General features: G+C 62.7%; 14 protein-coding genes. 3 read left to right on the plus strand and 11 right to left on the minus strand.

Annotated elements, in window-relative coordinates; all coding sequences use genetic code 11:
- A partial coding sequence (locus KKP04_RS14900; protein ID WP_215033355.1) for a transposase occupies nucleotides 1-375 on the plus strand: 375 nt, incomplete at its 5' end.
- Nucleotides 376-576: 201 nt separating this feature from the next.
- Nucleotides 577-1,011 carry a helix-turn-helix transcriptional regulator gene (locus tag KKP04_RS14905; RefSeq protein ID WP_215033357.1) on the plus strand — a complete coding sequence of 145 codons (435 nt, stop codon included), beginning with the start codon at nucleotides 577-579 and terminating at the stop codon, nucleotides 1,009-1,011.
- A 36-nt stretch (nucleotides 1,012-1,047) separates the two neighbouring features.
- On the opposite strand, the gene KKP04_RS14910 is transcribed toward KKP04_RS14905, so the two are convergent.
- The 11 genes from KKP04_RS14910 to trbB all read right to left on the minus strand — a co-directional run bounded on the left by KKP04_RS14910 (nucleotide 1,048) and on the right by trbB (nucleotide 12,230).
- Nucleotides 1,048-1,971, minus strand: a complete 924-nt coding sequence (locus KKP04_RS14910) for a sulfite exporter TauE/SafE family protein (RefSeq protein WP_215033360.1) — start codon at nucleotides 1,969-1,971, stop codon at nucleotides 1,048-1,050.
- Nucleotides 1,968-2,924 (minus strand): sulfite exporter TauE/SafE family protein, encoded by a 957-nt coding sequence (locus tag KKP04_RS14915; protein WP_215033363.1) that lies wholly within the window; start codon nucleotides 2,922-2,924, stop codon nucleotides 1,968-1,970. Before KKP04_RS14915 ends, KKP04_RS14910 begins: the two co-directional genes overlap by 4 nt.
- Nucleotides 2,925-2,954: 30 nt before the next feature.
- Complete coding sequence (locus tag KKP04_RS14920) at nucleotides 2,955-4,253, minus strand: TrbI/VirB10 family protein (RefSeq protein ID WP_215033366.1); 1,299 nt, start codon at nucleotides 4,251-4,253, stop codon at nucleotides 2,955-2,957.
- A gap of 94 nt (nucleotides 4,254-4,347) precedes the next feature.
- Nucleotides 4,348-5,271 carry a P-type conjugative transfer protein TrbG gene (gene trbG / locus KKP04_RS14925; protein ID WP_215033369.1) on the minus strand — a complete coding sequence of 308 codons (924 nt, stop codon included), beginning with the start codon at nucleotides 5,269-5,271 and terminating at the stop codon, nucleotides 4,348-4,350.
- Between the two features lie 20 nt (nucleotides 5,272-5,291).
- Nucleotides 5,292-5,981 carry a conjugal transfer protein TrbF gene (gene trbF / locus KKP04_RS14930; RefSeq protein WP_215033372.1) on the minus strand — a complete coding sequence of 230 codons (690 nt, stop codon included), beginning with the start codon at nucleotides 5,979-5,981 and terminating at the stop codon, nucleotides 5,292-5,294.
- Between the two features lie 65 nt (nucleotides 5,982-6,046).
- Nucleotides 6,047-7,285 carry a P-type conjugative transfer protein TrbL gene (trbL, locus tag KKP04_RS14935; RefSeq protein ID WP_371818836.1) on the minus strand — a complete coding sequence of 413 codons (1,239 nt, stop codon included), beginning with the start codon at nucleotides 7,283-7,285 and terminating at the stop codon, nucleotides 6,047-6,049.
- 104 nt (nucleotides 7,286-7,389) lie between these two features.
- Nucleotides 7,390-8,121: a P-type conjugative transfer protein TrbJ gene (gene trbJ / locus KKP04_RS14940; protein ID WP_371818837.1), complete on the minus strand. Its 732-nt coding sequence runs from the start codon at nucleotides 8,119-8,121 to the stop codon at nucleotides 7,390-7,392.
- A 1-nt stretch (nucleotide 8,122) separates the two neighbouring features.
- Nucleotides 8,123-10,627: a transporter gene (locus KKP04_RS14945; RefSeq protein ID WP_215033380.1), complete on the minus strand. Its 2,505-nt coding sequence runs from the start codon at nucleotides 10,625-10,627 to the stop codon at nucleotides 8,123-8,125.
- Nucleotides 10,628-10,635: 8 nt separating this feature from the next.
- Nucleotides 10,636-10,923, minus strand: coding sequence for a conjugal transfer protein TrbD (gene trbD, locus KKP04_RS14950; protein ID WP_215033383.1), 288 nt, complete (start codon nucleotides 10,921-10,923; stop codon nucleotides 10,636-10,638).
- A complete protein-coding gene (locus KKP04_RS14955; protein WP_215033386.1) occupies nucleotides 10,923-11,261 on the minus strand; it encodes a TrbC/VirB2 family protein in 339 nt (112 codons plus the stop codon). The genes trbD and KKP04_RS14955 overlap by 1 nt, the downstream gene beginning before the upstream one ends.
- A gap of 3 nt (nucleotides 11,262-11,264) precedes the next feature.
- Nucleotides 11,265-12,230, minus strand: coding sequence for a P-type conjugative transfer ATPase TrbB (trbB, locus tag KKP04_RS14960; protein WP_215033389.1), 966 nt, complete (start codon nucleotides 12,228-12,230; stop codon nucleotides 11,265-11,267).
- A gap of 545 nt (nucleotides 12,231-12,775) precedes the next feature.
- On the opposite strand from trbB, the gene KKP04_RS14965 reads away from it, so the two are divergent.
- On the plus strand, nucleotides 12,776-13,081 hold the full coding sequence (locus KKP04_RS14965) for a helix-turn-helix domain-containing protein (protein ID WP_215033392.1): 306 nt from the start codon (nucleotides 12,776-12,778) through the stop codon (nucleotides 13,079-13,081).
- Nucleotides 13,082-13,188 lie beyond the last annotated feature (107 nt).

Here is a 13,188-nt window from a genome sequence, read left to right on the forward strand (position 1 = left end):
ACGACCGGAATGGTCGCGCCGATGGTGCTCGATGGCCCGATCAACGGCGATTGGTTCGAGGCCTATGTCGCACAGGTTCTGGTGCCGGAACTGCGCCATGGCGACATCGTCGTCATGGCCAATCTGTCGAGCCACAAGCGCGTCTCGGTGCGCGAAAGGATCGAAGCGGCCGGCGCCACATTGCTGTTCCTCCCGCCCTACAGTCCAGATTTCAATCCGATCGAAAAAGCCTTTGCCCGCCTCAAGGCCACACTCAGAAAGAGCGGCAAGCGAACCATCAGCGGCCTGTGGACCCTGATCGGCGAGCTCGTCGGCATCTTCCTGCCCAACGAATGCGCCAACTATTTCAGATCATGCGGTTATGAGCCAGGCTGATCGAAATGCGCTCTAATGTGACGCGCGGTATCGTCTGCCGCTCGGGAGGTGTTCGCCGCGTCGTCGATCAGTTCGCGCGCATATCGCAGCAAAGCCTTGAGACTTTTGAGGTCCGCAACAGTAAGCTTCATGGGCATACCCCCACGCTCGCCAATGTGTTAGCGTCACAATACTTATGGCTATGAATGTATATATGATACAATGAAGGTGTCAACGATACAATTGAAGATGGCGCGCGCGGCTCTGGGCTGGACCATTCGTGAGCTGGCCGAAAAGGCTCGCATTCACGTCAATACCGCCCAGCGCATCGAGGCCGGTCTTCCTGCGCAGAGCGCAACGCTGCAAACGGTGCAACGCGTGTACGAGGACGCTGGACTGGAATTCATTTTCGCCGATAGCGGCGGTGGGCCAGGCGTCCGTCTGAAATTGAACGCCGAGGTCCCAGCGCCTGGAGGCCGCCCGGATGAAGGCGAAGACAACGAGCCCGACGGCCTGAAGGCTCTCGATTGCGAGTTGGTCGACCATTGGCGCAAGCGGCCACAGCTTTGGCACTCGCTTTCGGAGACAGGTCAGCTTGTGCTGTCCCGCGAAATGTTTGGTGAGGACCGCGCAAACGAGGTGCGCCCCGGAGATTGAGGCGCGGCCCCTGATCCTTCGTCGTGTCCTCCCGAATCAAGGACGGTGGAGCCCTTGAAGGCTGGGTTTCGCTCCGACCCGGTTACGACAGACAGGCTCAGCGAGACGAAGCAGGGCAGCTTTCAGGTGAGGCGCGGGACGCGGGATTTCGGGCGTGATTTTGAGCGTGAGAGACGCGGCGGTGAGAAGCAGGAGCATAGCGAAGACGCGTTTCAGAAGGGCAACGGGCAGACTATGCGCGAGCCTCGCGCCAACGGGCGCAGTCAGCACGCTTGCGACCCCGATTGCGCCGACGGCCGGCATGAAAATCGCGCCCGCGCAGGCGCCGGAACAGCCCTCGGGCGAAGGCGCGAGAAGATAGCCTGCAACGCCCGCCGCAGCGAGCGGCAGACCGAGCGCGGACGCCGTTCCGATCGCCTTCTTCATGGACACGAAGCGCGACAGGATCGGGACGCAGAAGAAGGCGCCGCCAAACCCAAGGAGTGCAGCAAGCGCCCCGCCGCTCACACTCTTCAGGGCGGTCTCTGCCAGGCGTTTGGCGCCAAGTTTGTCCGGGGTGGCGGCGGCTCTCGCCCTTTCGGGCCTCAGTACCCCCCACGTAAACACAATCGCGTAGAGGACGAAGACCGCGACGATCATGCGGGCATCGAGAAAGGGCGCGAGCATGGTTGCCAGAAAGGCGCCTGCGATCAGGGCGGGCGCCAAGAGGGCCGCACATCTGAGACAGACGGCGCCCTTTGCCGCATGGGCCTGGGCGCTTGCAAGGGCGGTTGGAATGACGAGCGCCAGCGAAGTGGCGGTGGCGATTTTCGGCACGTCGGGCCCGGAGATGCCCAACAATGGCAGCCCGTAGATGAGGCTTGGCACCACGACGAGGCCGCCGCCGATGCCCAACAGTCCCGCGGAGAGACCTGAGACGCAGCCGACGGCGGCGAGCAGGACCCAGTCAACCGGCGTCATCGGACCTCGCTGATAGGCGTTAGGGCCAAGGTTTCGGAATCGAAGATTGGCGCGGCGGGAGCGGGGTGTGGATCGCAAAGTGATCCCAGTGCAAGTTCGAGAGCGCTTTCGTGGGTCTCAACCAAAAGGCTGCCAAGGCCCTCAGAGCGAAGGCCGGCCGTGCACAGAAGTGCCATGGCGAAGACCGCCATCAGCCGGCTCGCCGGGGCCGACGGCAAGAAGGGTCTGAGCCGCAGCGCAAGCGGCGCGATGAGGACGGCACTCATGCCGATTGCGGCCAGCGCTGGTAGGAAGAGGACGCCGGCGCAGGCCGGCCCGCAGGTCAGGGGCGCCGGGACCAAGAGAGCGCCGACCGAGGCGGTGAACGCAAAGGGCAAGGTCAAGGCGCTCGCGGTGGCGGTTGCCTTTGCGGAAGGCAGAGCCCTGGCGAGAGAGCGCGCCAAAACCAAGCCCGCGCTCACACCGGTGAGGGCGGCGAACGCTCCGCCCACGACCGTTTTCAGCGTCAGGGCAATGAGCGAAGGATTGCGCGGCTCACCATCCCCTCTGCCGCCGCCCGCATGCCTCGAGAGTCGAAGGGCCAGAAGGATGGGTCCTGAACCGAGAAGAAGCGCAACGATCCGGCCGTCCAAATTACCCGCGACCATCGCGGCGATCACCGCGCCCACGGCAGCACCTGGCGCAAGAAGGAGGATGAGGTCCCAATCGATCGCCTTCCAGGACAGCCTGCCCTCCGCTTGGCCGATCGTCACCGGGATCAAGATCGCAAGGGCGGTCGTCACCGCGAGCCGCGGCGCCGCCTCGGCTGTCACGCCGCAAAGGGGAAGCACAATCAGAAGGGCCGGAGCGAGGGCAAGGCCTCCGGCTTGGCCAAACAGCCCGAAACAGAGGCCGATAAAACCGCCCGTCAGGATCAGAAGTCCCCAGGCGGCTGGATCAAGGGCAACGTCCATGGCCATCTCCCTTCGTAGATTCTGAAGGCTTCATCGCTGCACCCCGTCGCGATAGGGATACCCCCCGAAAAACGCCGTGGCCTTGTCGCCTGGGACCCAGGGCCGAAGGATCAAATCCTTCGTCACCTGCACCACGAAGCGGTAGCCCGGTCTCACTTCGAGCGTCGGCTGGATTTGCAGATTGCGCCTCGCCATTTCCATGCCGAGTTGGCCCATTTGCTGGCCAGTGGACGCCGCGATGGTCTGCGTCGCGTTGAGCCCGCCGCTCGTCTGGTTGTTGCCATTGCCCTGGCTGAGCTGAATGCCAGCGGAGAAGGCCGAGAGCAGAATGGCGTTGCTCCAGATCTTCCAGACATGATTGTTGACCTGATCTTTGAAGCCCGCGTAACCGCCTTCGTCGGCGCCGGGCATCCGGCCAAGATCGAGCGAGGACGCATCGGGATAGATGATCCGCGTCCAGGCCACGAGCACCCGCTCCTGGCCGGTGGTAATGCCGGAATCATAGGTGCCGACGAGCTTTGAACCTTGCGGGATGACAATGAAGCGCCCCGTGGCGGTGTCGTAGACGTTCTCTGAAACCTGGGCCAGAAGCTGGCCCGGCAAATCGGAATTCACCCCGCCGATCATCACAGCTGGGATCACCGTGCCGGCGCGCACCTCGTAGGGTGAGCGCGGCGCTTCGCGGCGAGCCTTAAGCGTGTTCTGGTCGGCTGTTTTCGGATCCTGGTCCGCAAGGAAGGCACGCTTGTCGCGCTGCCTGTTGAGATCGCGCTCGCGTTCGGGATCGCCGCCGAGCTGCGCAAGCCGGTCCGCGGCCAGTCTCGCAAACTGTTCCGAAGCCGAAAGCGGCGCGGGCGCGGTCTCGCTTGCCGGCGAAGCGGTTCGTCTTGGAAGATTGGCCTGGATTTCGGAACCGGCTCCGAGCGCTGTCAGCGCGAGCTTTTCGCGGGCCTCGCGCAAGTGTTCGAGGCGTTTGTAATAGGCCTCCCAGGCAAGACGATTGGGATCGGGCGCGTTCAGAACAGGCGGCGCGGGTTGGAGCGCGACCGGTTGCGGCAGCACCGGGATGGTCTCGGGCGCTTTGGGCGGAATGTAGCCTGCGTCAGGCGCGTTCGCGAGAATGCCGATCGGAGCTTGCGTCGGCCGGCTGCTGCCGGGATCCTGTTTCGAGGCCTGCAGGCGCAAATGATAGGTGTAGGCGATGGTTGCCATGATGAGCGCCAGGATCGCCATGGCGATCATGAGCGGAACGCGGTTCAGGCGCCGGACGCCTGCCCCTCGCGAAGGCGGGGCGCCCAACAGATCAGGCGAGGAAGGGGTTTCGGTCACCGTCTGACCTCTCGAAGCGTGGAGCTGCTGAAAATGGCGGTGCTGCCGGCGCATTCGCCTGGTTCGAAGAGCGCAGCCGAGCGTGTTTGCATGATCAATCCCTCCGCGTGCGGGTGATGGTGACACTGCTCGCGCTGTTGCCCACGCCCGAGGTGAGCCGTGCCAGGGTCAGGACCTTGTCGACTTCGAAGCGGTGCTCGACGAAGCGATAGTTCACAAGCCGTGTCGTCGGCCCGTTGAAGAGGCTGTCGAGGCCAAGGAAGCTCGCGTCCTCGGCGATCTCGACAAGGGCTGGAAGCTCGCTCGAGCCCACCTCAGGTGGAAACAGAATGTAGGTCTTGACCCCGTCGGTATAGACGCGCGTCGGCTTCCAGGGCGCGTCGCCCGAGAGGACGAACTCAAAGTCGAGTTTGCCGGGCGCGGGCAGCACGGCCGCGGCCGCGCGCATGTCCCGGGTCTGCTCGACCTTGGTGCGGTAGGCCTTCCATTGGCTGCTGGCGTCATCGGGATAGTCGAAGGAAACGCGCGGCATCCAGTCTTGCGAGCGGCTCACAAGCTTGATGATGTAGGTGCGCCGATTGGTGGTGATGACGAGATTGGTGATGAGCCCCACATCGGTCGGCTTGATGATCACATGGGTGATGATGGCCTCGCCCGCCCCTTGCGTCGCCGGCGTGATCTTCCAGCGCACGCTGTCGCCGACATTCAGATCATTGACGCTTTCGCCTTCCTGCAGAGCGAGATCGCAGACGTAGAACGGCGCGCAAACAATCGTCGGCAGCGTGGAGCCGAACACGAAGACGGTTGCACCCTCGTCGCCTCGCGCTGGCCCCGCACGGTTGCCGGCCCACTCCTTGCCGTAGGCCACGCCCTTTTGCTCCTTCGGCGCCAGAGGCGGCTGTGGCCCGGCCAACAGCGGCACGCGCGGCGGTGGTCCGTCGGGAAAGCTCTGCGGGGCTTGCGCCAGCGCCGCGCCAGAGAGCAACACCGATAGTGCATATACAATCACCATACGCATGACAAAGTCTCCCCCTCGCGTCAAAGCCGTTGCGACCAGCTGTAGCTGTTGATGTAAATGCCAAGCGGGTTGAGGCGGATGGTAGCCTCGTCCGATGGCGGGTTCAGCGTGATGGCGATCGTGGCCTGCCAATGCTGGGTTTGAGGCTTCGAGCCGTCGCGGGTTCGGGTTTCTTCGCGCCACCCGATGCGCCAACTATCGGCGGACAGCGGCAGAACGCTTTCGACCTCCACCATGACGGTTTCGGTCTTGGCGCGCTCGAAAGGATCGTGGGCGCGCATATGGTCGTTGAGCCGCGCATAGGCGTCGCCCCGCTCGTTGATCATGGCATAGGCTTCTTTCAAGAGAGCACGCTCGGCGCCCGCGTCGGTGTAGACGCTTCGGATGTTGGCGATGAAGCGCGCAAGGCTCGCGACAATGAGCTGATGGTCCGGCTTGACGAGCCGGTCAGCGCGATCGACGGCGGCGGCGGCGCCGAGCTTGTCGACGCGCACCACATAGGGAACGATCTGGCTTTGGCTTGCCACATAAACGAGGCCCGCGCCGGTCATGAGCGCCACGATGAGGGCGAGAATGGCGGCCAGCCGCCAGTTTCGGGCTTGCGCGATGTAATCGCCGTAGCGCTCGTTCCATTCGCGTCGCGCATTAAGATAAGGATTGGTCCCTTCCTCACGGGAAGAACCGGCACTCCCGTCGTGATGGCTGCTCATGATCCCCCTCGATGGCTCACAGACAATCTTGATAACCGCGCGCATTTCAGTTCTTGGATCGCGGCTTAAGGCTTCTTCGGCGGGTTGCCTTGGCTTGGCGGTGCGGTGCGGCTTGGCGGCGCCGATAGGCCCGCGCCCGTGACCGATCCTTGCGGCTGGGCCGGCTCGCTCGCGCTTCTCGCCGCCTGCCGGTCGACGGTTCGTTCTTTCAAAGCCTCGGCCATCTGCCCGGCCCAGGTGCCGTAATGGATGCGCCCGCTAAGCCGCATGCCAAGCGTATCGCCGGCGGCCATGGCGGTATTGCCGGCCATGCGAACCACCCTGCCTGGTCCGAAGCTGCCCGACATGCGCGCATCTTGCATTTGCTCGCTCGCCAGCGCCGAGCTTCGGGCCGCCACCATGCCAGCGCCAATGCCGCCCTTGAACGCGCCCCAGCCAACACCGGCAGCGCCCGCGGCAACACCGGCGAGTGCGCCCCCGCCACTCACTTGCGTGCCGTTGATGAGGCCCTGGATCATGTCGGGAATGATCTTGGTGAGCGCCAGCATGACGATGGCCGAGCCGACCGAGACGAGAAGATCGGACGTATTTGCCTCGAAATTCTGGATCAACGCATTGAAGATTTGCTGGCCAAGCCCGATCAGGAGCTGCAGCACGAACAGCTTCGCGCCGACGCTCAGCGCGTAGATGACCATTTTCAGCGCGTAATCCTTGGTCCAGCGCGATCCGCCGAAGCCCATGAACAGGATGCCGGCCGAAATAACGATGTAGGACTCGACGAGCGCCAGCACGAGGAAGGCGGCGATGAGGGCGAAGCAGATCAACAAAACGAGCGCGAAAATGATGAGACCCATGCTCGCGCCGGGGCTCCAGATGCTCGATTGATCGAGCACCTTGTTGGCCATGCTGAGCCCGATCGCAAAAATGTCCGATGGCGCGATCAGGCTCGTGCCGCCGGAGGCCTGCACCGCCTCATTGGCGGCGGTCCTGAAGCTGTTGACGATCGCCGCCGCCCAGGCGCTCGAATTGACCAGCAGTGCCAGGAAAAAGCCGATGAACAGGATCTGATTGACGAGTTCGGCCATCCATTCGCTGAGATCGGCGCCGCGAAGGGCAAGCCGGATGGCGGCATAGGACATCTCGATGGCCGCGAGCAGCCAGAACAGCCTTTGCGCGTAAGTCGCAAGCGTCGCTTCCCATTTCTGCGCGTTTTGCTGGTAGAGCCGCACGATCCCATCGAGCGCGTTGGTCGTGGGCTCCGCCGCCGAAGCCGGGCTTGCTGAAATGGTGCCAAGAACAAGCACGCCAAAGGCAAGGCCGATCAGCGCGCACCCCGCTCGGGCCGCAGGCGATGGGCCGAGAGGAGAGCAAGACGGCCTCGGCGGCTTTTCTGGCGGGAGCCGCCTCATCAAAATCGCGCTCCCCCGCTTGTTGGGATCGTCGTTTGGGTTTTGATGAACGTCCGCCAGGCCGCCTGTTGGGAGGCACTCTGATCGGCCTCAGTCTGGATGGCGTTCGCCTTGAGGCTCGTGTCCGCCAGGATGAGTTGGCGCAGCTTCTGCAACTGCTCGATATTGAGAAGCCCTACTTGAGCAAGCGTCTGTAGCGCCTCAAGATTGCCTTGCACCGCACCAGTCTGGATCTTGAGGCGGTTGATGAGTGCGAGCTCGTCGCCGCCGATCTGGCCCGACTGAAGGGAACCCGCTTCAAGCGTCGAGAGCACGCTCGCATTGGCGTTGGTAGACCATTGCTGATATTTGCCGGCAAAGGCTGCGCTCGTCGCGGGCGAAGTCAGGTAGCTGTCGTAAGTGCCATAGTGCTGGCCAAACTGCGTCGCGAGCCCTGACTTGGCGAAAGACAGCGCGTTGGCGCTTGCCAGCGCCGTGTTGACGGATTGGATGTTCGCCGCCCCATTCCCCCACTCGAGCGAGGGCAAAGGCGTCGTGTTCACCGTCATGGTCTGGAACTGGTTGGTGTTCGTCTGAAGGATATTGCCTTGCATGCCGAGCTGATCGACGAGCCGCGCCAGATTCAAAAGCTGGGTGATTTCGCTCGCGCAATTCGTGCAATAGACCGCCTGGGCCTGGCTTTGCCGGACGCTCACGACTGAGACACAAGCGATTGCGGCAAGCGCCGCCACCTTAAGCTGCCTTTTCATTGAGCCCCTCCTCTGTTGCTCCGAGAACGATATCTGGATCGAGGCCCAGCTCTGCGAGCCAGGCTCGCGGCCAGTCTTTTCCGTGGGCCTCGATGAGGGCGCGCACGCGGGCCACATCCTCGCGGGATGAGACGGCGGCAAAGGCAAGGGCTACGGGACCAAGCCCCAGTTCAAAGAGACGCCGTCCTTCGGGGCTCGTGTAGTAGTAGTGCCGCTTCTTGACTGCTCCCTTCAGGAGCGCGATCTCGGTCTCGTTCAGACCGATCAGCCGGTAAAAATCGAGGGGACCGGGGATCGCGCCGGAGCCGCCCTTGTCGGCTTCCTCGTTCGGCAAAAGGATCCTGGTCGGGCAGGATTCCAGGAGAACATCGAGGATGCCGGAGCGCGCCGCGTCCGAAAGGCTCTGGGTCGCCAGCACAACCGCGCAATTGGCCTTGCGCAGCACTTTCAGCCATTCGCGGATCTTTTCCCGAAACACGGGGTGGCCGAGCATCACCCACGCCTCATCGAGAAGGAGAAGGGCGGGCGCGCCTGTGAGCGAGCGCTCGAAATGGCGAAACAGATAAAGAAGCACCGGGATCAGGTTCTTGTCGCCGAGCGCCATCAGTTCCTCAATCTCGAAGACCGTGAACGAGGCCGCCTCGATGCCGTCGGATCTGGCATCGAGAAGATGGCCGAGCGCACCTTCGATCGTATAGGTGCCAAGCGCCGCCCGGATGTCCTTATCCTGGACGGTGGCGATAAAGTCGGTGAGGCTTCGGCCCTCGCCGCTCTTGGTTTCGCGCATCAGCCGCACCGCGCGATGGATTTCTTCTTTCTGTCGCGGTGTCGGTGCGCTCCCCTGCTGAAGCTCGTAGCAGGTGGCAAGCCAGTCTTCGGCGAACGCGACATCCGAAACCGTCTCGAGTTTGCCGAGCGGACACAGGCCCGGGCTTGCCGTGTCTCCCGCCAGATCATAGTGCTGCGCGCCGACCGCATGAGCGAGAGCGAACAGCGAACGACCCTTGTCAAACACCGTGATGCGGGCATGCCGGTAGCGGCGAAACTGCGCGGCGATGAGTGCGAGCAGCGTCGATTTGCCGGCGCCGGTCGGCCCGAAGATCAGCGTATGGCCGACATCGCCGACATGCAGATTGAGCCGGAATGGCGTCGAGCCGGTGGTGGCGCCGTAAAGGAGCGGCGGCGAGCCTTCCGGGAAAAGCGGGCTCGAACAGACGGGAAGTCCCGGCCAAATGGAGGACGCCGGCATGAGATCCGCGAGGTTCACACTGTGGACGAGCGGCCGCCTCACATTGGGCACGGCATGGGCGGGCAGGCTCCCGAGAAAGGCCTCGAGCGTATTCACCGTCTCGACGCGGCTCGCAAAACCTTCGCGCCGGAGCTCGCGGCCCACAAGGCGCGCCTCATCGAGAAGCGCGTCCCTGTTCTCGCCCATCAAGATCAGAACCGGCGTGTAATAGCCAAAGGCGACGAGGTTGGAACTGGCGTCGGTGATCGCGTCCTCGGCCTGGGCTGCCATCAAAGCGGCATCCTCATTCACGACGCCGCCTTCGGTGCGGAACACTTGCGCAAAGAACCCCCGCATCCATTGCCGCCATTTGCGCCGGTACGCGCGAAGGAGCCCGAGACTTTCATGGGCGTCGAGCGGGATGAAGCGCGAGGAAAAGCGAAACGCAATCGCGAGCGTCTCGAGCCTTGCCAGCATATTGGGATAGGATTCGGCGGGAAAGCCCTCGACCGCCACCGCTGCGATGAAGTGCTCGCCCATTTTGGGGGTATCGCCGCCATAAAGCTCCTGCCCACCGAGCCAGGCATCGCAATACATCGGGCATGGCGGCACGTTGAGGGGGCTGAGATGCCCCGTGACCGCGAAGCTCACATAATTGATGAGTTCGTCCTGCAGATGCGAACGCCCGCTTTCATCGCTCACGCGGTAGGCCTTCATGCGCCGTAACCGCAAGATATCCGACAGGCCGTCTTCGAGATCGCGAAGCACGCGCTCGAAGATCTTGATCTGACGGTCGCCGGGGCTTTCGGGCTCAGCTTTCGGATCGTCGTCATAAATGAGATCGGCGATCTTGGTGGTGCGGCGGAGCGGCGGCGTATAGGCGACGAGGAGCGCGTATTCCGTCTCGAAATGAGCGCCTTCGCTCAAGAACTGGCGGCGCCGCTCGGCATCGACGGCGGCCGTGACCGGGTCCGGAAAATGCGAGGCGTCGGTCTCCGGGTAAGCGGCGGCTGGAAGCCGAACGGCGTCGATCCAGAGCGCAAAACCGCTGCCGAGCCTCGCGAGGCTCGCATTGATGCGGCTTGTCACATAGTTGAGCTCGGCGGGGGTTGCGCTTTGGCTGTCGGGGCCGCGGTAGAGGAAGCCGGCCAACAGCGAGCCGTCCTTGCAGAGCAAAAGGCCATCGCCGATGAGACTCGCATAATTCAGAAGATCGGCGGTGCCTTTGGCGCGATCGCGGAACTGTTTCAAGCGCAGCATGAGACCCCCTAATCAAGCCTTGAGCCGCGCGACCGCGCCGGAAAATACGCGCCGTAGCGGAGCTGGCGCAGATAGACCCTGGTCATGAAGGGGTCGGCCTTCGCCATCATGCGAAACACGCCGATCAGGACGAGCCAAAGGCCGACGCCGATCGTGATGGCGATGAGGTTGAGGCTTGAGACGGCGAGGCCGGCGCAGATGATCGCGGTCATCAGCACGGGCTCGCGCTCGCCGCCGAGGAAGAGGTTAGGCCGGTGCAGCGCGCGATAGAGCGGAGTGCGTCGAAGTGCGCCCATCAGATCACCGCCCCGGCGCTGAACAGCGTGCTCAAAAGGTCGGTGGCAAACACCATGAGCGAGACGACGAGCACGAGCATGATGACGCGGCGCACGAATTCGTTGATCTCGCCGCCAAAGACGAGGATGGCCCCTGTCACCACGATGCCCATCAGCGAGACGGCATAGGCGACGGGGCCGGTGATGCTGTCGCGGACCTTTTGCAGGGGCGTTTCCCACTGAAGCCCGCTGCCGGTCGAAGACGCGAGCGCATGCTCGGGAAAGGCGATCAGAAGAAGGAGCAACGCCATCAGCGCGAGGCTCCAAAATACACTGAAATCGCCTGGGGCTTTTCGCATGACTTACTCCTCGGCTTCGGTGACGTAATCGCTGCCGTCGTGATCGATGACGCGCAGCAGCTCCTGCACTTGGCGGCCGGATGTGGTGGCGGCTGTCTTCGCAATGACAATGATGAGGTCGACGGCGGCAGCGATCGTCTTTTGCATGGGGGCCGCGGTGACTTCGCCGACGAGGTTTTCGAGGCGGATGAGGCCACCCTTCGCGTTATTGGCGTGAACGGTCGCGACGCCGCCAGGATGGCCGGTGTTCCAGGCCTTCAACAGATCGAGGCACTCGCCGCCCCTCACTTCGCCGACGAGAATCCGGTCCGGCCTGTAGCGCATGGTCGAGCGGAGAAGCCGCCGCAAATCGATGGTTTCGGTGGTGCGCTTGAAGACGTGATTGGGCGCGGCACACTGGATCTCGGGCGTGTCCTCGAGAATCAGCAAACGCTCGCCGGGAAGTTCGGCGCCGATCAGATGGATGACGGCGTTGACGAGCGTGGTCTTGCCAGAGCCGGTGCCGCCAACAATGAGGATGTTCTGGTGACCGAGCGCTGCTGCCCGGATCAAGGCCCGCTGGCGCTGGCTCATGGTCCCGGCGCGCACATAATCGTCGAGGGTGAAGATGCGGGTGGCGCGTTTCCTGATACAAAAGCTTGGGCCCGCGACCACAGGCGGGATCAGCCCCTCGAAGCGGCTGCCGTCGAGCGGTAGCTCGCACTCAAGGATCGGGTTCTCACGGGTGATGGTGGTCTTGTGAAGCGCCGCGATGGTTGCCATGGCGGCCTCGGCTTGATGCGGGGGTATCTCGCCAAGGCGCGCCATGGGGTGCCCAGTACGCTCGACCCAAAGGACACCATCGGGGTTCAGCATGATCTCGATGACCTCCGGGTCTCGAAGACAGCCGAGAATCTGTTCGCCAAGCTCGCGTTCGAGCTTCTGGCCGACGCGGACAGCGTGTTCGGACGCGGAACGATAAGGGGCCATGAACGCATCGGCTCGGATCGGCTTTGTTACGATGCGCTCGCTTATAGACGATCAACTCTGGATATACAAACTTGCAAAACCCGGTGGTGGTTCTGCCGTCTTCGCGCATCTTCGTATTCATGGTCTTTATTGCCAAGGGTTCGGATAAGCCAGCGCTCTAGCTTCCGCCAACTTTTGAGTAACGATTCCAATCGTTGGAATATTTGTTATAATAATGTTTGCTTTCAAATCGATATATATCTCTGCACTGAATTCGGATCGTGATGCCATCGGCAAAAACGATGCCCCATAATCGACAAGGACGGCTCAGGTTTTGTTGCATACCATCGATGAACGACTTGCAAGCATACGCCATTGCACATTGTGTCTTTGGTGCATCAAAGATCGTTCAAAAACTATCAAATGTTGATAAGTTGTCTCGCGAGGCGACCTCGCCTTGTCCTGTCAAAGCCATTTTCCGGGGCCGCTCTTGCCTCGTAGGCAAGACCGCCTATAGTGCACATACGATAGAAGCCCCTTCGGCCCCGCGATGCCCCGAGCCCTTAATGCCCGATAAGAGCCTGTCCTCTGAAACAAGCCCCGCCGAACCGCCGAAGCGGAAGCGGGCGTTACCGGTCCTCGCCAAGAAGAGGGCGCCAGACAGCCAGCCGGAACGGGAGATATTTGCGAGGAATTTGCGCAAAGCTCGCATCGATGCGGGCCTGAGCCAGCGCGAGCTCGCCGCGGTCACAGGCATCGCCCAGGCTCATATTTCCGAGCTCGAAAACGCGATGCACAATGTCTGCATCGACACCATGGTCAAGCTGGCCCAGGCCGTGCGGAAGCCGCTGTTCCAGATGTTTCAGCCTTAGCAGGCTGCTGAAATACTCCTGTCTCGACAGCGGTTTGAGAACATGATTCACCCTCAGCACGGTAACGGCGGGGGTGATGATGCGCGGGATGGACGAGACGAGCGGAT

The organism is Rhodomicrobium sp. Az07, from assembly GCF_018619475.1.
Lineage (GTDB): Bacteria > Pseudomonadota > Alphaproteobacteria > Rhizobiales > Rhodomicrobiaceae > Rhodomicrobium.

Coding starts and splice junctions, on each gene's coding strand:
- KKP04_RS14905 (WP_215033357.1), top strand. CDS start 577: ATGAAGGTGTCAACGATACAATTGAAGATGGCGCGCGCGGCTCTGGGC.
- KKP04_RS14910 (WP_215033360.1), bottom strand. CDS start 1,971: ATGACGCCGGTTGACTGGGTCCTGCTCGCCGCCGTCGGCTGCGTCTCA.
- KKP04_RS14915 (WP_215033363.1), bottom strand. CDS start 2,924: ATGGACGTTGCCCTTGATCCAGCCGCCTGGGGACTTCTGATCCTGACG.
- trbG (WP_215033369.1), bottom strand. CDS start 5,271: ATGCGTATGGTGATTGTATATGCACTATCGGTGTTGCTCTCTGGCGCG.
- trbF (WP_215033372.1), bottom strand. CDS start 5,981: ATGAGCAGCCATCACGACGGGAGTGCCGGTTCTTCCCGTGAGGAAGGG.
- KKP04_RS14945 (WP_215033380.1), bottom strand. CDS start 10,627: ATGCTGCGCTTGAAACAGTTCCGCGATCGCGCCAAAGGCACCGCCGAT.
- trbD (WP_215033383.1), bottom strand. CDS start 10,923: ATGGGCGCACTTCGACGCACTCCGCTCTATCGCGCGCTGCACCGGCCT.
- KKP04_RS14955 (WP_215033386.1), bottom strand. CDS start 11,261: ATGCGAAAAGCCCCAGGCGATTTCAGTGTATTTTGGAGCCTCGCGCTG.
- trbB (WP_215033389.1), bottom strand. CDS start 12,230: ATGGCCCCTTATCGTTCCGCGTCCGAACACGCTGTCCGCGTCGGCCAG.
- KKP04_RS14965 (WP_215033392.1), top strand. CDS start 12,776: ATGCCCGATAAGAGCCTGTCCTCTGAAACAAGCCCCGCCGAACCGCCG.